The following is a 17755-nucleotide window of genomic DNA, read 5'->3' on the forward strand; positions in this document are numbered from 1 at the left end:
CTAGGTTCACAATGAACCGCAGCGCACCGCCAAGGATTCAAACCGTGACCGCAGCCTTCACCATCCGCCTCGATGACGAGATGCTGGCCAAGCTCGATGCTCTGGCCGCCGACACCGACCGCTCGCGCAGCTGGATCGCAGCCAAAGCGATCGAGTCCTATGTCGAGCTGAATGCTTGGCAGATCGAACAGATCAAGGCCGGTCTGGCAGAAGCTGATCGTGGCGAGTTCGTGACCGAAGCCGAGCTGGATGAGATCGAGGCCGAGATTCAAGCCAAGATCCATCGTCAATGAAGATCGCCTGGACGCCGCGGTCGAAACGCAATCTGCGCGACGCCGCGCGTTACCTGACGCAGTTCAATCCATTGGCCGCCCTATCGATGGTGCGAACCCTCCGCGCTGCGCCGCAACAGTTGCTCCAGTATCCTGCCAGTGGGCGGCCAGGCCGCATCGACGGAACCCGCGAATTCGTGGTCACCGGTACCGCCTACCTTCTGCCCTACCGCGTGCATCACGATACCATCGAGATCCTTGCGGTAATCCACTCTTCGCGGCAGTGGCCCGACGAACTTTGAAAGACGAAATTTCCCGATGCGTTCACTCCAGCTCCACGGCGACCGCGACCTCCGGCTCGAGGAGATCGAACCGCCGCCGCCGCCGGCTCCAGGCGAAGTGCAGATCCGCATCCGCGCGGTTGGGTTGAATTATCTGGACGTCTGGGGCTTTCGTGGCATGGCCTTCGCCAAGCGCAAGATGCCCCAGGCCGCCGGCGTCGAGGCTGCCGGCGAGATCGTCTGCGTCGGCGAAGGCGTCACCAATCTGAAGGTCGGCGACACCGTCACCGCCTATGGCGCCGAGACCTGCGGCCACTGCAAGGCCTGCGTCGAGGGCCGCGACAATCTCTGCGAGAACGTAGCCGGCATCATGGGCTTCCATATCGACGGCTTCGCTCGCGAATTGCTCAACAAATCCGCCCGTCTGGTCATCAAGGCACCACCCGGCGTTTCGTTCGAGGACGCCGCCTGCGCGCCGATCGGCTTCGGCACTGTCCAGCACATGCTGTTCGACAACGCCAAGCTGGAGCCCGGCGAGTCCATTCTCGTCCATGCAGGCGGCTCTGGCATCGGGACCGCCGCGATCCTGATGGCCAAGGCGATCGGCTGCACCGTCTACACGACAGTCGGCGACGACGAGAAGGGTCGCAAGGCCAAGGAATTGGGCGCCGATTTCGTGGTCAACTACAAGACCGAGCGCTTCGAGGGCGAGGTCCGCCAGCTCACCAAGCGCAAGGGCGTCGATGTCGTGTTCGAGCATGTCGGGGCCGACACCTGGAACGGCTCGCTGCTCTGCCTGAAGCGCGGCGGAAGGCTGGTTACCTGCGGCGCGACCTCGGGCGCCTCGACCACGATGAACCTGATGCAGCTTTTCCAGCAGCAATACCGCATCACCGGCTCTTTCGGCTGCCGCATCGAGAACATCGCGCAATCGCTTGAAAAGATGGCCGGCGGCATGAAACCGGTGATCGATTCCGTGTTTCCCCTCGCCGATTTCGAGAAGGGCCTCGCGCGGCTCGAAGGCCGTCAGGTCTTCGGCAAGGTCGTCGTCACCTTCTGACAGGGACCCTGGCGGACCGAAAGGCTTGACGGGGGTGGCATTCCTGCCGCAAGTCGCCGGTTTCCTGCCTGGTTTGAAGCAAACTCACGGGCGATACGGGGCCGGGGCACCTTGAGACGACTGAAAGCTTTCGCCGCGCAAGCCGGCGCGCTGGCGATGATCGGCCTGATTCGGGCGCTGTTCGGATTCCTGAGACTGCTCGGTCCCGAGCGCTCCAGCGATCTCGGCGGCTGGCTATTGCGGACGGTGAGCCCGCTTATCCCGGTCAACCGTGTCGCGCTCGCCAATATCCGCGCGACCTTTCCCGAGAAGGACGAGGCGGAGGTCAAGCGCATCGCCCGCGGCGCCTGGGACAATCTCGGCCGCACCGCCGCGGAATATGCCCATCTGAAGACGCTGTTCGACTATGACTACCTCAACCCCGATGCAGCCTCTCGCGTCGAGGTTTCCGGCATCGAGCACTTCATCGCCCTCAAGGATGACGAAAAGCCCGGACTGATCTTCTCCTCCCACCTCGCCAATTGGGAGCTGCCGGCGATCTGCGCCGCCGCCTACGATCTCGACACCACCGCCGTCTTCCGCGCGCCCAACGATCCTGCGATCGCCGGCATCGTGCATGAGATCCGCTCGGGCGCCATGGGTGGCCTCGCCGCCGCCAAGCAGGGCGCAGCCTTCGCCATGCAGGGCGTGCTGGAGAAAGGCGGCCATCTCGGCATGCTGATCGACCAGCATTTCACGCGCGGCGTGGTGGTGCCCTTCATGGGCCGCCCGGCCCTGACCAATCCGATTCTCGGCAAGTTCGCCCGCCGCTTCGAATGCCCCGTTCATGGCGTGCGCGTCATCCGCCTGCCTAACCAGCGCTTTCGGCTCGAACTGACGCCACAGCTCGATCTGCCGCGCGACGCCGGCGGCGAGATCGACGTCAAGGGCGCGATGGCGATGATGACGGCGGTGGTCGAGGGCTGGGTCCGCGAACACCCCGAACAATGGCTCTGGATGCATCGGCGCTGGCGCCCGAACATGATCAGCGCCGCCGCTTTGGCCGAATATGATCACACCATTGCGAGAACGCCGCTTTTCAAGGCAACGTGATTTCCAAGTGAGGGCTGTTGAGGGCTTTGGTAAGGCCTGACAGTATAATGTCCCCTCGAGTTCAAAATCATGGTCCTGCGCACGCGCCTTTTCTCAGCCACGATCGCCGCCCTTATTCTCGGCGGCGCGGTGGCGTTTGCCCAGAATCCGGGCGGACAACCCAACGCGGTGATCGAGCTGTTCACGAGCCAGGGCTGTTCCTCCTGCCCGCCGGCCGACGCGCTGTTCGTCGAACTCAGCAAGAATCCAAACCTGATCGCGCTGACCATGCCCGTCACCTATTGGGACTATCTTGGCTGGAAGGACACGCTCGGCAAGGACAGCTTCGCCAAGCGCCAGAAGTTCTACGCCAAGGCGCGTGGCGACGGTCAGGTCTACACCCCGCAGGCGGTGATCAACGGCGCGTCCCATATTGTCGGCTCGGACAAGCACGAGATCGAGCGCACGGTGAAGCAGCTGCCGACTGCGAGCCTGGCGGCAAAGGTCGAAGTCGAGGAAGATAACGGGACGCTGCGGATCAGGCTCACCCCCGTCGACAGCGATCTGGACAAGACCGCCGGTGTCTGGGTGCTCCCGATCACGCGCATGGTCACCGTTCCGATCACGCGCGGCGAAAACCAGGGCAAGACGATTTCCTATGCCAATGTCGTGCGCGGCATGGTGCGGGTCGGCGATTGGGACGGCAAGGCAGCCGTGGTGACAGCGCCGTTGACGGCGACCCAGGCTCCCGAGGCTGATGGCTATGTCGTCATCGTCCAGGCCGATCAGCCGGGCCGCTATGGTATGATGCCTGGCGCGATCCTCGGCGCGGCACGCGGCACGCGCTGAGGCGCCCTACAATATCACCACCTTGTTCGGCAGCTCGTCGATATCATCCGCCGCACGCGGCGCATGGCTCGACAGCACGCGCCCGACCGCTCCCACCGCCTCGATCAGCCCTTCGCGCAGCAAGTCCTGCTTGGCCGACGCCAGCAGCGGCTCGATGATGCCGCGCCATGTCTCCTGATCGACCTTGCCCTCGATGCCCGTATCCACAACGATCTCGGCATAGCGCTCCTGGAGGGCGACATAGAGCAGCACGCCGGTGCGCCCTTGCGTCCGCGTCAGGCCGCGCGCGGTGAATTCCCGCAAAGCGACATCATGAGCCCGCCGGCGCTTGACGAAGCCGGGCACGAAGCGCCCGGCCCGGCCATACCAGAGCAGCACGCCGAGCAGCAGCGCGGCGCAGATCAGCTGGATCAGGAAGATGCGCGGCGCGCTCGTCGCGGTCAGCGCCAGCAAAGGCCAGGGCACGAACAAGGCCAGCGCCAGCGCCATCACCACCGGCACGGTCCGATAGCTCGAGGCGGCGCGGTCGATCACCACGACGATTTCGCCCGATGTCAGGCTTTCCGCCTGCGCGACGGCCTCGGCGATCGCGTCCCTGTCCTCTGAATCCATCACCAGTCTCCCGAGGCCCCGCCGCCGCCAGACGAGCCTCCACCGCCCGAAAAGCCACCGCCACCGGAGCCGGAGCTCCAACCGCCCCCTCCACCGCTCCACCCCGAGCCTGAGCCCCTGCTCCAGCCCGTGCTTTGCGGCAGGGTGACCCAGCGCCCGTCACGCAGCCGATGCCTCCTTGCACCGCCCTGCTGATTGATGCCGCGCAGGAAGGCGACGATGAACAGGAAGATGAAGATCATCGCCACGATGACGGCGATATCCTCGGAAAAGCTGCTCTCATCGTCGCGGACCGTGGCACGGCGCTGCCACTCCTCGGCATCGCCGCTGAGAATGGTCAGGATCGCGTCGACGCCACCTTCGATACCGCCCGCGAAATCGCCGGTCTTGAATTTGGGCGCCACCGCCGTGGTGATGATGACCTTGGACAGCGCGTCGGTCAGCGCGCCTTCCAGCCCGTAGCCGACCTCGATGCGAACCTTGCGCTCGTTTGGCGCGACCAGCAGCAGGACGCCGTTATTGCGCGCCTTCTCGCCGAGCTTCCAGAAGCGGAACAACCCGTTGGCGAAATCCTCGATGCCGATGCCCTGAAGCGACGGCACGGTCGCGACCACGAGCTGGTCGCTGGTCTTGTCCTCATGGGCCTTGAGCTTGGCCTCGATGCGCTCGCGGGCATCAGTCCCGATCAGCTTCGCCCCGTCGACGATCCGGCCGGTGAGGGCAGGATAGGACGGATCGGCAGCCAAGCCCGATAGCGGGCTCAGGAGGGCGAGGACAAGCGAGAGGACAAGCGCGGCAGCCAGACGCAATGATCCCGAACAAAGGATTTGCGTCATTCTCGGGCGCAGCGAAGCGAAGACCCGGGAGCTTCCCTCACGAGATGCCCAGGCCGAGCCCGCGCATGACGTGCCCTGCGCGCTCACGCTGAACCCCTCTACGCTGTCAGAACTTCACCGCTGGCGGCCGCTCGGCGCCCGCAGTCGCCGTGAACGTCTCCATCGCCTTGGCGCCCCAGAACAGCTTTGCCCAGATCACGCCCGGAAAGGTCCGGATTTCGGTGTTGAAGGCCTGCACGGCCTGGATGTAATCGCGTCGCGCGACAGTGACGCGGTTTTCCGTTCCTTCGAGCTGCGACTGCAGGGCCAGGAAGTTCTGGTTGGACTTCAGGTCCGGATAACGCTCGACCGTGACCAGAAGCCGCCCCAGCGCGCCCGTGAGCTGGTTCTGCGCGTCCTGATATTCCTTGAACTTGGCGGGATCGGTGATCGTCGATGCATCGACCTTGATCGAGCTCGCCTTGGCGCGCGCTTCGACCACCGCGGTGAGCACATCGCGCTCCTGCGCCGCATAGCCCTTCACGGTCTCGACCAGGTTCGGGATCAGGTCGGCGCGGCGCTGATACTGATTCTGCACCTCGCTCCAGCTTGCCTTCGCCTTTTCCTCGAGCGTCGGGACATTGTTGTAACCGCAGCCGGCAAGCGTAAGGCCAAGCAGGGCGACCGCCAGAAAGGCGAAATGGCGGCGAAGAATCGTGGGAAGCGCGAACGACATGCCCAAACCCCTTTTGGCAGTGTCAGGGAAGTACGATTCGGACCTTAGCCTTCCAACATCACGGCTCCAAGGCAATGCTTCAAGGCAATGCTTCAAGGCGAATGCATCAAGCGGATGCTCGGATGGCGTGCCCCGACGGATATGCGCTAGTCTCGCAAACAGGCGGGCTGATCGCCGCCGGGCCGGAGTTCGGATCATGCACATCTCTTCGTCGGCAAACCGCATGCCCTTGCGAGCTGCGTTCGCCTTGCTCGCCATCGCCGCACTCGCCCTGCCCGCAGCCGCGCAAACGCTGCCCGCGGCACCCGAAGCTGCCACCGGACGCATCGTAAAGACGCATGGCACGGCGCAGCGCTTCATGGTCGCTGCTGCCAATCCGCTCGCCGCCAGCGCCGGCCGCGAGATCCTGCGTGCAGGCGGCAGCGCGACGGACGCTGCCATCGCGATCCAGCTTGTGCTCAATCTGGTCGAACCGCAGAGCTCCGGCATCGGCGGCGGCGCATTCTTCGTCCATTGGGACGAGGCCAGGAAGAGCCTGCTTACACTGGATGGCCGCGAAACCGCGCCGCAGGCGGCAAGGCCGAACCGCTTCATCGGCCGCGACGGCAAGCCGCTGAAATTCGTCGACGCGGTCGTCGGTGGTCTCTCTGTCGGCGTTCCCGGCACGCTGAAGCTGCTGGAGGACGCGCACAAACGTTGGGGCCGGCTGCCATGGGCGCAGGTGCTGACACCCGCGATCCAGCTGGCCGAGGACGGCTTCACGATCTCGCCCCGGCTGAACGGTCTGCTTTCACGTGAAACATCGTTGGCCAAGGACGCTCGCGCCGCCGCCTATTTCTACGAGGCCGACGGCAAGGCGAAGGCCGTCGGCACGGTCCTGAAGAACCCCGCTTTCGCCGCGACCCTGAAGGCCATCGCCGAAAAGGGCTCGGATGCCTTCTATGCCGGGCCCGTTGCTGAAGACATCGTGTCGACCGTCACCGGCCATCCCACCAGCCCCGGCGACATGACGCTGGCCGACCTCGCCGCCTACAAAGTCGTGGAGCGCGAGCCCGTCTGCGGGCCCTATCGTGTCTGGCGGATTTGCGGCATGGGCCCACCGAGCTCCGGTGCCATCGCGGTCCAGCAGATGCTCGGCATCCTGGAAACGCAGAATCTGGGGCGAATCGGCGCTGGCCCGGACGCCGCGCACTGGTTCAGCGAGGCCGGGCGGCTAGCCTTCGCCGACAGAGCCCTTTATCTCGCCGACCCCGCCTTCATCAGCGTTCCCGTGTCCGGCCTCATCGACCGCGAATATATCCGCTCCCGCGCCGGGCTCGTCAGCCCCGACAGGTCGATGGGTCGCGCCACGGCCGGCGATCCGCCCAACAAGCGCGCGCAGCTCCTCGCACCTTCCGATGGCATAGAGAACGGCACGAGCCACATCTCCGTGGTCGACGCCGATGGCAACGCCGTCTCGATGACCACGACGATCGAGGACGGTTTCGGCTCGCGGCTGATGACCAAAAGCGGCTTCCTGCTCAACAACGAGCTGACCGATTTCTCATTCGTGCCCGAGGACGATGGCAAGCCCGTCGCCAACCGCGTCGAGGCGGGCAAGCGCCCGCGCTCCTCGATGGCGCCGACCATCGTCTTCGATGCCTTCGGCCGGCTCTATGCGGTGGTCGGCTCGCCCGGCGGCAGCCAGATCATCGGCTTCGTCGCCAAGACTCTGGTCGCCTTGCTCGACTGGAAGATGGATCCGCAGGCCGCCGTCGACTTCCCCAATCTCGGCAGCCGCAACGGCCCGACCGAGCTGGAGCAGGGCACCGAGGCCGAGGCCTGGAAGCCGGCGCTGGAAGCCAAAGGCCACGAGGTCCGCCTGCTGGAGATGACCTCTGGCATCCAGGCTATCGTCAAGACGCCGGAGGGCTTTGTCGGAGGGGCCGACGGCCGGCGCGAGGGCGTCGCGATCGGTGATTGAAGCGGTCAGCCGGTGACCGATCGTTCGCCGCCAGCGCCTCGCCCGGCGATCAGCCAGTAGACGAAGCCCATGGCGGCTCCGATCAGGAACAGCGCACTGATCACCTGCAACTCCGCACTTGTCGGCGTGCGTGCCAGACGCAGCATGGCAAGCGGCAGCAGCGCCGCCAGCAGGCCGGTGAGCCCGCTCTGGATCAAGCCGCTGCGCAGCCGGAACAGCTCCGATCCGACCGCCACCAGCACGACTGGTGCGACGATGATCGCAAGGCCGAGCCGTCCGAGAAGGCTGACTGCCGCCTGGGCAGCGGGAGTGGGGTCGATGCCGTTCTCGGCCAGACCGAACAGCGCGTCCAGCAGCCGCTCGACGCCGCCGCCGATCAGAAGCGCGATCCCGGGCGAGACGACGCTCGCCGCCATCATGGCGAACAGCCCCGTGCCCATGGCGAAGAGCAGTGCAAAGGGAATCAACAGCAGCCAGCGCAACATGTGCTTCAGCCAGCGACCGAAGCGGCGGCCGCCTCGTCCTGATCGAGCATCAGCCTTGCGCGGGCAGAAAGCTTCTCGGTCTCGCTCTTGAGCTGGCCGCAGGCGGCGAGAATGTCGCGCCCGCGCGGCGTGCGCACCGGCGAGGCGTAGCCCGCCCGGAAGACGATCTCCGAGAAGCGCTCGATCCGGTCCCAGTCCGAGCACTCGTATTTGGTGCCGGGCCAGGGATTGAACGGGATCAGGTTGATCTTGGCCGGAATGCCCTTGAGCAGGCGCACGAGCTCGCGCGCGTCCGCGTCACTATCATTGACGCCCTTGAGCATGACGTATTCGAAAGTGATTCTCTTGGAATTCGAAACGCCGGGATAATTCCGGCAGGCATCGAGCAGCTCGGCGATCGGATACTTCTTGTTCAGCGGCACGAGTTCGTTGCGCAGCTCGTCGCGCACCGCATGCAGCGAGATCGCCAGCATCGTGCCCATCTCATCGCCCAGCGGGCCGATCTGCGGCACGACGCCCGAGGTCGAGACCGTGATGCGGCGACGGCCGAGCGACAGCCCCTCATTATCAGAGATCACATCGATCGCGTCGCGCACGCCGTCGAAATTGTAGAGCGGCTCGCCCATGCCCATGAAGACGATGTTGGAGACGAAGCGCCCGCCATCATTCGGCACGAAGGCACCGTCAGGCTTGGCCCGATTGGGGAAATCGCCGAGCCGGTCTCGCGCCACCATCAACTGCGCCACGATCTCCTCGCAGGTGAGGTTGCGCACGAGGCGCTGCGTGCCGGTGTGGCAGAAGGTGCAGGTCAACGTGCAGCCGACCTGGCTGGAAACGCAAAGCGTGCCGCGGTCGACTTCCGGAATGTAGACGCACTCGATCTCGGCGCCGCGATCGCGCGGGCCGGTCGGGGCCATCCGGATCAGCCATTTGCGGGTACCGTCCGTCGAGACCTGCTCGGCGGTGACCTCCGGCAAATCGAGCGTGAAACGCTCGGCCAGCGCGGCGCGAAGCCCCTTGCCGATCGTGGTCATGGCCGCGAAATCGCGCACGCCATAGTGATAGATCCAGTTCCAGAGCTGGCCGACGCGCATGCGCCGTTCCTTCTCGGGAATGCCGATCTCGGCCAGCGCCTCGGCGAGACCGACGCGCGTGCGCCCGATCAGCGAGACGCGGCCTGAAACAACGGCTTCGGCCGCAGGCGCGGCGGATTCTAGGACAGCAAGGGTCATCGGAACTCTGTTCGGATCGGAGCGCTCGGGCCCGGATGGGCGCGCTCATAGCACAAGATCGCCCAGCCGCGAAATCGCGCGTGCAAGCACGACCTCCGTCATCCCGGACAAGCCGCTTCAGCGGCGCAGATCCGGGATCCATCGGAAGCCACCACACTCTACGATGGATCCCGGATCTACGCTTCGCTTCGTCCGGGGGATGACGTCGGAGCTTATGACAGACGGTGTGACTCCAGATGGAGCGGCGCCGTCCTATTTGCAGGCGTCTTTCCTATTTACACGCGTCTTCGGCGCGCTTGACGGTCTGGCTCATGCCGGCGAGCGAGTATTTGTCGCTGGTCGGGTTGCCGCGCTTGGAGGTGCCCTTGATCTCGAGCCCGGCGCCCTTGCGCAGCGAATCGAGCATGCGCGGCTCCTCGGCCGGATTCTTCAGCCACATGTTCTGGCCCTTGGCGACCAGAGCGAAGCGCTCGGAGCCGATGATGGCCTGATGCTCGACATCTTCCTTGAGGTCGAAATTCATCACGAAGCTGATCTCGTTGCGCACGCCCTCGGCCGGGCGGCTGGAGACGAAGAGCAGGCCCTCGACATCCTTGAGATTGGTGGGAATGCGGGCTTCGGCCTTCGATAGCGCGTAGCAGACCTTGTTGCGGCCCTGCTGCGAGGAGAAGGCCTGCCATTTGCCGGCGGTTTCGAGCAGCATCGCCTGCGCCTGGCCGGACGCCGCCGGCGCAGCGGCTGCCGCACGCGGCTTCGTCTGCGCATGGGCAGGTAACACCGCCACCAGCCCGGCGCCGAGCGCCAGAACCAGACGGATACGGGAGGAGGCGGTGACGCCGGTGCGGAGGGAATTGAAAATCATCGACCGCCATCAATCAGCAGAAATCTTAACAACGTCTCTATTTCCGGGGCATTTGGCCCAGAACCTCAAGATCGCAGCAACCATAGGATGTCACGATCCTGGCGAAAATGCGAATGTCGGCTGCTGAAGGCGAAACCCCAGCCCCACTGTTCCGCTCGGCGCGCGGACATGCGACATTCGGCGACAATACGCCGTCGCGTGGGGTGGGACGACGATGAGAGCATTGCTCTGCGAGACTTATGGGCCAGCCGAAGGGCTGGTCATCCGCGACCTGCCCGAGCCTGAGCCCGGCCCCGGCGAGGTCGTCATCGCGGTCAAGGCGGCCGCGCTCAACTTCTTCGATACGCTGATCATCCAGAACCGCTACCAGACCAAGCCGGCTCTGCCCTTCTCGCCATCGGCGGAATGCGCGGGAACGATAGCGTCCGTCGGCGAAGGCGTCACCGGATGGCGGGTGGGCGAGCGTGTCGCTGCCTGGCTGGGTTTCGGGGCGGCCCGAGAAAAGGTCGCCGTCTCCGCCGATTCGATCGTGCGCGTGCCCGATGCGCTTGACGATGCGCAGGCAGCGAGCCTCTTCGTCACCTATGGCACTGCGATGCACGGGCTGATCCAGCGCGCCGGGCTTAAAGGCGGCGAGACGCTCGCGATTCTCGGTGCCGCGGGTGGCGCGGGGCTGGCTGCGGTCGAGATCGGCGCCCTGCTCGGCGCCCATGTCATCGCTTGCGCCTCCTCCCCTGAAAAGCTTGCGCTGGCCCGCGAGCATGGCGCGCAGGAGGAACTCGACTACATCGCTGATGACCTGAAGGTCGGACTTCGGCGATTGACCGAGGGCCGCGGCGTCGACGTGCTCTACGACACCGTCGGGGGCGATCTCGCAGAACCGGCCTTGCGCGCCATGGCCTGGGAAGGGCGCTATCTCGTCGTCGGCTTCGCGGGCGGCGCGATTCCAAAGATCCCGCTCAACCTGCTGCTGCTCAAGGGCTGCGACCTGCGCGGCGTGTATTGGGGCGAGTTCGTAACCCGCGAGCCGGCGGCACATCGCCGCAACATGATGCGCCTGCTCGATTGGGCCGCGCGCGGGCATATCCGCGCCCATGTCCATGCGACGATCCCGCTGGAGCGCTGGACGGAGGGTTACGCGTTGATCGGCGACCGCAAGGCCAAGGGCAAGATCGTCCTGACGCTGTGAGCGCAACGCGCAAAACCCACAGCCCTCATCCTGAGGAGCGCCCCACCGGAGCGCGTTTCGAAGGATGGTTCAGGAGGCTCTTGTGTCCACTGCATCATCCTTCGAGACGCCGCTTCGCGGCTCCTCAGGATGAGGGCTGAACATCCCGGCAGCGCCTCAAAGCTCCGCCATCGCCTGCTTCGCCTTCTCGCGATGCACAGGCGTGATCGAGCCCGCCACAGCGGCAATGGCAGCCGCAAGCACGGCGGCGTCATCGGTGAAGCCGAGGAACGGCAGCAGATCGGGAATGGCGTCGATCGGCAGCACGAAATAGCCGACTGCGGCCAGAAGTGTCATCCGGACGCGACGCGGCGTCGCCGGATCGCGAGCGCAGAACCAGGCTGCCAGCAAATCCTCTGCGAAGGGAATCCGCTTCGCCACACGTTTCAGCCGGCCCATGAACTCCGAGCCGAATCGTGCCTCGTCGCGCAGGCTCCGGCGGATCGCCGCCATCTCCTCGGCGCTGAAACGCGAATGGAACGCGTCGGTCATGGTCTTGCCTCTCCTCTGCTGGCCTGCAGCATGATTCCGGTTCGGGCCCGGTTTGTGAATGTCAAAAAATGTGGGCGCAGCTGAAACGCTGCACAAGAGGCTCGCGAAGAATCACCCTTGGAGCGACGCGGCGCGGCCTCTAAACCGAATTCAAGGCCAGAATGGCAGAGCCAAGAGCAGCAGAGCCAAAACCGGGAAACGCCCATGAAACTCGATTCCTCCCTCGCTGCCGTCGTAACCGGCGGCGCCTCCGGCCTCGGCGAAGGCACCGCGCGCATGCTGGCAAGCCAGGGCGTCAAGGTCGCGATCCTCGACATGAACGCCGAACGCGGCGCGACCGTGGCCGCCGAGATCGGTGGCGTGTTCGTATCCTGTGACGTCTCCAGCGACTCCTCCGTCGATGCTGCCCTGGCCAAGGCCAGCGCCGCCCATGGCGTCGCGCGCATCCTGGTCAATTGTGCCGGCATCGCGCCCGGCCGCCGCATCGTCTCGAAGAAGCGTGAAACCGGCGAGTTGATCGCCCATGACCTCGCCACCTTCGAAAAAACCATCGCGATCAATCTCAGCGGCACCTTTCGCATGATCGCGCGCAGCGCGCTCGCACTGGCCGGCGAAGAGCCCATCACCGCAGATGGCAGCCGCGGCGTCTTCATCTGCACGGCTTCGGTCGCGGCCGAGGACGGCCAGATCGGCCAGGCCGCCTATTCCGCCTCGAAGGGCGGCATCGTCGGCATGACCCTGCCGATCGCGCGCGATCTCGCCCAGCTCGGCATCCGTGTGATGACGATCATGCCCGGCCTGTTCGAGACGCCGATGTTCGCCAGCGTCCCCGACGACTTCCGGACTGCGCTCGAGGCCTCGATTCCGCATCCCTCGCGCCTCGGCAGGCCGGCGGAATATGCCGCCCTCGTCCGGAGCATCATCGAGAACGATATGCTCAACGGCACCGCGATCCGCCTCGATGGCGCAATCCGCCTCGCGCCGAAATAGCGCTCCCCAACAGCCTTTTCGGACAGATTATCGTCATTGCGAGGAGCGATACCGACGATGCAATCCAAGAGTAGTCGAGCGAGCCCTTCTGGATTGCTTCGCTACGCTCGCAATGACGGCAAGGCTGCGAGACGGAAAGGTTGCGAGACGGCAAGCCTGGGAACCGTTGGTATCAGAGGATCCGGTAGACCTCGCCTGCGCTGCGGTCGCGATAGAGGTCCACGCGCTGCCCGTCCCAATGATAGTCGAGATGCCGGCCCTGAACCGGGCCGGACGCGCAATCCGGATAGAACAGGCCGACGCATTCGCCACCTGCACGACGAACACTCGGATAGACAATGCCATCGGAGCCCGCCTTCCGAAGCCCGGCGCCCAAAATCCGGCTCTGGGCATAGTCATCGCGATCGAAGATGACGGCCCCCTCGGCGCCAAGCCCGCGCAGATCATGCAGCCGCGCCGTGATGTCGAGCCGAATTTCGCGGAACTGCGAGGTCCAGCCGGGCGGTTGCCGTGTCGCCGCCATGAATCGCGCATGATGATGCACGGTTTCCAGCAGCGCGACCTCGAAGCTGTCGCCGGCATAGAGCACTCCAAAACTGCCATCGCTGAAGCGGCTCGGTCGATCGGGGCTGACATGGGTAAACGGCGCCATCAGATAGCTCGCACCCGGCCCCGAAACGCGCCGCTTGACCGGCACGAGGTCGAGATTGCCGACGCTCTCCATCAGGCGGGGGTTGGTCTTCTGCTCCGCGGCGAGAATGAGCGGCCAGTCGGCGGGATCGGCAATATCCTCGAACAGGTCGATCGGCGGGAACAGGCTGCGGATGATCCGTGCCGCCCCCCGCCATCCGACCTCCGTGCGACCGATCTTGGCGGGATCGATCTTGGCGGGATCGATCACCAGCCGCCACGCTCGGCGTCGAGATAGCGCCGTACCCGCATGAGGTCGGTCAATTCCCCGCCAAGCATCAGCGCGAGCGCCGAGCGACCTGAGAATTCGGCGTTGGGAGCCTGGATCCAGTCGTAGCCGCGCTGAGGCTCGACGAAGATCAGCCGCAGCGCCTTGTGGATGCCCATCAGATTGGAGAGGCGCGCCTTGCCATCGCGCGAAATCCGGCCGATTTCGCCGGCCTTCCAGCGCCGATAGGTCCGCAATGGCAGATCCACCAGTGTCGCGGCCTCCTCGTCGGAGACCCGCCAGAGCCGGAACAGATTGATGGCGGCACGAAACATCGCCGCCGCCTCGTCATCCGAAATCGGATCGGGGATGAAATCGCGCTGGGCCGTCTCGATGCGCAGCAAGGCCGTCATGGCAAAACTCCATTTGGCCTAAAATAGATACAATCCTGCCAAATGGCAATGTTGACTCGGCAGATGCTATTCAGCCGCAGCGTCGGCGCTCTTGAGTTCGTGCTTGAGGATCAGCGGCGTCTGCGCCAATGCGAAGGCCATGGTCAGCGGCATCACGCCCCAGACCTTGAAGGCGACCCAGAAGTCCTGCGTCTGGGTGCGCCAGACCACCTCGTTCAGCGCCGCCAGCACGAAGAAGAACAGGCCCCAGCGCAAAGTGAGCTTGCGCCAGCCTTCCTCGTCGAGCTGCAGCACGGTCTCCAGCACCAGCGCCAGCAGAGAGCGGCCGAAATAGAGCCCGCCGAGCAGCACGCAGCCGAACAGCGCGTTCACGATCGTCGGCTTGACCTTGATGAAGAAGGCATCGTCCAGCGCGATGGTGAGCCCGCCGAAGACAGATACGACGACCGCATTGACGATCGCCATGCGCGGCAGATGGCCCAGCAGCACACGGGCAAGCGCCAGCGAGATCAACGAGGCCACGATGAAGATGCCGGTCGCGACGAAGATGCGCCGGTCCGAGGCGATGCCGAACAGGCGGTCGCCATAGGAATTGGCGAAAAAGAAGATCGCCAGGGGTCCAAATTCGAGCGCGAGCTTCAAAAGCGGATTGACGCCCTTGCCCTTGCCGGCTGTCTCCTTGCCGGGCACTGTGTTGCCAGGCTTCGTCTCGACCACGGTTTCACTCACGCCACTTCTCCCAATCCCGCCACGGCGCGCGCGAAATCGCGGGCCGAGAACGGTTCCAGATCCTCGACGCTTTCGCCGACGCCGATGAAATGCACTGGCAGGCCGAATTTGGCCGCCAGCGCCACAAGAATGCCGCCACGCGCCGTGCCGTCGAGCTTAGTCATCACGAGCCCGGTCACGCCGGCGATCTGCTGGAACGCCTCGACCTGGCTGATCGCGTTCTGGCCGACCGTGGCATCGAGCACGAGCAGCGCCGCATGCGGCGAGTCGGGATCGAGCTTGCGGATAACCCGCACGACTTTGGCCAATTCGTCCATCAGCCCCGTCTTGTTCTGCAGCCGGCCGGCCGTATCGACCAGCAGCACATCGGTTCCTGCGGCTTTCGCCTTCTGCAGGGCCTCGAAAGCCAGGCCCGACGCGTCTGCGCCCTGCTGCCCCGAGACGACCTCGGCGCCGGTGCGTTCGCCCCAGACCTTGAGTTGCTCGATCGCGGCGGCGCGAAAGGTATCGCCGGCAGCCAGCATCACGGATTTGCCCTCGGCCCGGAATTTGGCCGCGAGCTTGCCGATGGTCGTCGTCTTGCCTGAACCATTGACGCCGACCATCAGGATCACGAACGGCTTTTTCGTGGCGTCGATCGAAAGCGGCAGCGCGACCGGCGTCAGAATCTCCTCGACTTCGCGCGCAAGGATCGCCCTGACCTCGTCGGGCTCGATCTGCTTGTCGTAGCGACCGTCGCCGACCGCCTTGGCGATGCGGGCGGCGGTTGCCAGGCCAAGATCCGCCTGGATCAAAATGTCTTCGAGGTCTTCAAGCGTGCCGGAATCCAGCTTGCGCTTGGTGAAGAGGTCGGTGATCCCGGTCGTCAGCGCCGAGGAGGTCCGCGACAGCCCTTCGGTCAGCCGGCGCCACCAGCTCCGCTTCGGCACCGGCGGTGCGGCAACGACGGGCGGCTCCATCACCGGCGGGGCAGGCAGCGGCGCGGGCTCCGGCATCGCGATCGGCAGCGGCGCGGCCTCGCCCAGCAGGACTTCCGGCGCGATAGGGCCATCGGGTTCCGGCTGCGGCCCGGCTTCGGGCACCGCCTCCACGGCGCCCGGAGCGGCCTCCTGCTCCGCTTGCTTGGCCTGCTCGCCCTCAAGCCCGAAAAGCCTTGAAAAGAAGCCGCGTTTCTTGGGTTCGGTCTCGCTCATCGCTCGTCCTGTCGTCCGGCCATTCGATCTTCAGCCCTCATCCCGAGGTTGCTTCGCCCGGCCGCCTTCGCTAGCGCAATGCCATGACCGAACCGGATCAACCAGAGATTTCGCACGCCGAGCGCGATTCCGCGCTGCCCGTGCCGCTGCTCTATCGCGACGCGATGATGCTGGTCATCGACAAGCCGGCCGGCCTGCCGTCGCATCGCGGGCCCCAGGCCAAGCGCCGCGTCATCCCGGTGCTTACAGATCATCTCGACGCGCTGCGCTTTGGCCTGCCACGCCGGCCGGAAGCCGCCCACCGGCTCGACAAGGACACCTCCGGCTGCCTCGTACTCGGCCGGCACCCGCGCGCCATGGCCGAGCTCAACCAGATGTTTCGCGAAGGCCGCATCGACAAGACCTATTGGGCCGTCGTCGAGGGACATCCCGACCGGGACGAGGGCTTGATCGACCTCCCGCTGGGGAAGCGCGCGCCCGATCGCGGCTGGTGGATGAAGGTCGATCCCGAGGGCCTGCCCTCGCAGACACGTTTCCGTGTGCTGGGGCGCGCTGCGGGCGAGAACGGGCCGTTGGCTTGGCTCGCTTTGGAGCCTCTCACCGGGCGTACCCATCAGTTGCGCGTGCATTGCGCGGCTTCGGGCTGGCCGATGCTGGGCGATGAAATCTACGGATCCGCACCGCGCGAGGGCGGTCCCGGCCTGCAATTGCACGCCCGCTCGATCTCCGTCCCGCTCTACCGCAAGCGCGCGCCTGTTCATGTCGAGGCACCGCCGCCGTCGCATATGCAAGCAGCCTTGCAGGCCTGCGGCTGGTTGGAGGCTTTCGAAACTCCTAACGCGACCCCATAGCCGCGCACTATCGCCTGCAACGCTTCCCTAATCCGGCCTTGCTATGGCTCGCACCGGACAACCGGAACGCGGCATGCCCGAGACGCAAACCTTAGAACCTGAGACAAGCCAGGCCCTGCTGACCTTCGCGGCGGCTAGGGAATGCTGCGCTGGTGGCCGGAATCCGCCGCTGGCGACGCTGCTTGCCTGGGTCGAGGGCTATTTGATGAGCGCCCATCCCGATCTCGGGCGAACCGGCGCGGTCTGTCCTTTCACCCGGCAGGCGGCACGGCTCGACACTGTCCGCATCGGAATCTCGCAGGCCGTCCCCGACGACGAGGACTCGGCCTTCGCTTTGATCCGCGAGAGCTTTCGCACGCTGGAGGCCATTCCGGCCAAGCCCTCCATGGCCCAGTTCCGCACCGTGATCGTCGGGTTCCCGGCTTGCGCGGATGCGGACGGCATCGCCATGCTCAAGCGCGTGCAGAAGCGGCATAAATTCTACTCGCTGGTGCGCAACCGGATGATCGGGCTGATGTATGCGCAATCGGATGCGCCCGGCCTGTGGAACCCGGATTTCCGGCCATTGCGCGCGCCCCTGCCGGTTCTCGCGATCCGCCACATGGTCGAGCAGGACGCGCCCTTCGCGGCCCGCCACCCCCTGCTCCTGCTGCCCTATCTGGCACGCTTTCCGCTTGCCGGCACGAAGCGGCTGATCGCGCATGTCCGGGCCGGCAGCTGAGC

Annotated in this window: 21 protein-coding genes; 10 read left to right on the top strand and 11 right to left on the bottom strand. The window is 65.4% G+C overall.

From position 1 onward, the window contains the following. Positions 1–44 precede the first annotated feature (44 nt). The 5 genes from C4S73_RS26835 (at position 45) to C4S73_RS26855 (ending at position 3533) form a co-directional block, all read left to right on the top strand. The gene (locus C4S73_RS26835; protein ID WP_103875650.1) at positions 45–293 is read left to right on the top strand and encodes a CopG family ribbon-helix-helix protein; all 249 of its coding nucleotides are present in this window, start codon (positions 45–47) and stop codon (positions 291–293) included. Continuing rightward, on the top strand, positions 290–574 hold the full coding sequence (locus tag C4S73_RS26840) for a type II toxin-antitoxin system RelE/ParE family toxin (RefSeq protein ID WP_103875651.1): 285 nt from the start codon (positions 290–292) through the stop codon (positions 572–574). The genes C4S73_RS26835 and C4S73_RS26840 overlap by 4 nt, the downstream gene beginning before the upstream one ends. Before the next feature lie 16 nt (positions 575–590). Beyond that, positions 591–1613, top strand: coding sequence for a zinc-binding dehydrogenase (locus tag C4S73_RS26845; protein ID WP_103875652.1), 1023 nt, complete (start codon positions 591–593; stop codon positions 1611–1613). A 111-nt stretch (positions 1614–1724) separates the two neighbouring features. Next, the gene (locus C4S73_RS26850; protein WP_280177622.1) at positions 1725–2705 is read left to right on the top strand and encodes a lipid A biosynthesis lauroyl acyltransferase; all 981 of its coding nucleotides are present in this window, start codon (positions 1725–1727) and stop codon (positions 2703–2705) included. A 69-nt stretch (positions 2706–2774) separates the two neighbouring features. Next, complete coding sequence (locus tag C4S73_RS26855) at positions 2775–3533, top strand: DUF1223 domain-containing protein (RefSeq protein ID WP_103875654.1); 759 nt, start codon at positions 2775–2777, stop codon at positions 3531–3533. Between the two features lie 6 nt (positions 3534–3539). On the opposite strand, the gene C4S73_RS26860 is transcribed toward C4S73_RS26855, so the two are convergent. The 3 genes from C4S73_RS26860 to C4S73_RS26870 all read right to left on the bottom strand — a co-directional run bounded on the left by C4S73_RS26860 (position 3540) and on the right by C4S73_RS26870 (position 5696). After that, positions 3540–4145 (bottom strand): TPM domain-containing protein, encoded by a 606-nt coding sequence (locus tag C4S73_RS26860; protein ID WP_103875655.1) that lies wholly within the window; start codon positions 4143–4145, stop codon positions 3540–3542. Then, positions 4145–4981, bottom strand: coding sequence for a TPM domain-containing protein (locus tag C4S73_RS26865; RefSeq protein ID WP_103875656.1), 837 nt, complete (start codon positions 4979–4981; stop codon positions 4145–4147). The genes C4S73_RS26860 and C4S73_RS26865 overlap by 1 nt, the downstream gene beginning before the upstream one ends. Positions 4982–5087: 106 nt before the next feature. Then, the gene (locus tag C4S73_RS26870; RefSeq protein WP_103875657.1) at positions 5088–5696 is read right to left on the bottom strand and encodes a LemA family protein; all 609 of its coding nucleotides are present in this window, start codon (positions 5694–5696) and stop codon (positions 5088–5090) included. A gap of 196 nt (positions 5697–5892) precedes the next feature. Between C4S73_RS26870 and ggt the strand changes: the two genes are divergently transcribed. Continuing rightward, entirely contained in the window at positions 5893–7659 is a 1767-nt protein-coding gene (ggt, locus tag C4S73_RS26875) for a gamma-glutamyltransferase (protein ID WP_244595814.1), read from the top strand. A 5-nt stretch (positions 7660–7664) separates the two neighbouring features. On the opposite strand, the gene C4S73_RS26880 is transcribed toward ggt, so the two are convergent. The 3 genes from C4S73_RS26880 to C4S73_RS26890 all read right to left on the bottom strand — a co-directional run bounded on the left by C4S73_RS26880 (position 7665) and on the right by C4S73_RS26890 (position 10238). Further along, on the bottom strand, positions 7665–8144 hold the full coding sequence (locus C4S73_RS26880; protein ID WP_103875659.1) for a hypothetical protein: 480 nt from the start codon (positions 8142–8144) through the stop codon (positions 7665–7667). Between the two features lie 5 nt (positions 8145–8149). Next, on the bottom strand, positions 8150–9376 hold the full coding sequence (gene rlmN / locus C4S73_RS26885) for a dual-specificity RNA methyltransferase RlmN (RefSeq protein ID WP_103875660.1): 1227 nt from the start codon (positions 9374–9376) through the stop codon (positions 8150–8152). Positions 9377–9647: 271 nt separating this feature from the next. Continuing rightward, on the bottom strand, positions 9648–10238 hold the full coding sequence (locus C4S73_RS26890) for a hypothetical protein (protein ID WP_103875661.1): 591 nt from the start codon (positions 10236–10238) through the stop codon (positions 9648–9650). Between the two features lie 214 nt (positions 10239–10452). Between C4S73_RS26890 and C4S73_RS26895 the strand changes: the two genes are divergently transcribed. Beyond that, entirely contained in the window at positions 10453–11427 is a 975-nt protein-coding gene (locus C4S73_RS26895) for an NADPH:quinone oxidoreductase family protein (protein WP_103875662.1), read from the top strand. Positions 11428–11583: 156 nt separating this feature from the next. Here C4S73_RS26895 and C4S73_RS26900 read toward each other — a convergent pair whose 3' ends face one another. Beyond that, complete coding sequence (locus tag C4S73_RS26900) at positions 11584–11919, bottom strand: YkvA family protein (RefSeq protein ID WP_244595817.1); 336 nt, start codon at positions 11917–11919, stop codon at positions 11584–11586. A 243-nt stretch (positions 11920–12162) separates the two neighbouring features. Between C4S73_RS26900 and C4S73_RS26905 the strand changes: the two genes are divergently transcribed. Continuing rightward, positions 12163–12948 (top strand): SDR family NAD(P)-dependent oxidoreductase, encoded by a 786-nt coding sequence (locus C4S73_RS26905; RefSeq protein WP_103875664.1) that lies wholly within the window; start codon positions 12163–12165, stop codon positions 12946–12948. 172 nt (positions 12949–13120) lie between these two features. On the opposite strand, the gene C4S73_RS26910 is transcribed toward C4S73_RS26905, so the two are convergent. From C4S73_RS26910 to ftsY, 4 genes are all read right to left on the bottom strand, one after another. Continuing rightward, complete coding sequence (locus C4S73_RS26910) at positions 13121–13849, bottom strand: RES family NAD+ phosphorylase (RefSeq protein WP_244595815.1); 729 nt, start codon at positions 13847–13849, stop codon at positions 13121–13123. Continuing rightward, a complete protein-coding gene (locus C4S73_RS26915) occupies positions 13846–14259 on the bottom strand; it encodes an MbcA/ParS/Xre antitoxin family protein (protein WP_103875665.1) in 414 nt (137 codons plus the stop codon). The genes C4S73_RS26910 and C4S73_RS26915 overlap by 4 nt, the downstream gene beginning before the upstream one ends. Positions 14260–14325: 66 nt before the next feature. After that, positions 14326–14949: a septation protein A gene (locus tag C4S73_RS26920; protein ID WP_103875685.1), complete on the bottom strand. Its 624-nt coding sequence runs from the start codon at positions 14947–14949 to the stop codon at positions 14326–14328. A 35-nt stretch (positions 14950–14984) separates the two neighbouring features. Beyond that, positions 14985–16181 (bottom strand): signal recognition particle-docking protein FtsY, encoded by a 1197-nt coding sequence (gene ftsY / locus C4S73_RS26925; protein WP_103875666.1) that lies wholly within the window; start codon positions 16179–16181, stop codon positions 14985–14987. Between the two features lie 83 nt (positions 16182–16264). On the opposite strand from ftsY, the gene C4S73_RS26930 reads away from it, so the two are divergent. Both C4S73_RS26930 and C4S73_RS26935 read left to right on the top strand, forming a co-directional pair. Continuing rightward, a complete protein-coding gene (locus C4S73_RS26930; RefSeq protein ID WP_103875667.1) occupies positions 16265–17032 on the top strand; it encodes an RluA family pseudouridine synthase in 768 nt (255 codons plus the stop codon). A gap of 73 nt (positions 17033–17105) precedes the next feature. After that, positions 17106–17753: a DUF6875 domain-containing protein gene (locus tag C4S73_RS26935; protein ID WP_103875668.1), complete on the top strand. Its 648-nt coding sequence runs from the start codon at positions 17106–17108 to the stop codon at positions 17751–17753. Positions 17754–17755: the final 2 nt, after the last annotated feature.

The sequence above is a fragment of the Allobosea lathyri genome, assembly GCF_900108245.1.
Lineage (GTDB): Bacteria > Pseudomonadota > Alphaproteobacteria > Rhizobiales > Beijerinckiaceae > Allobosea > Allobosea lathyri.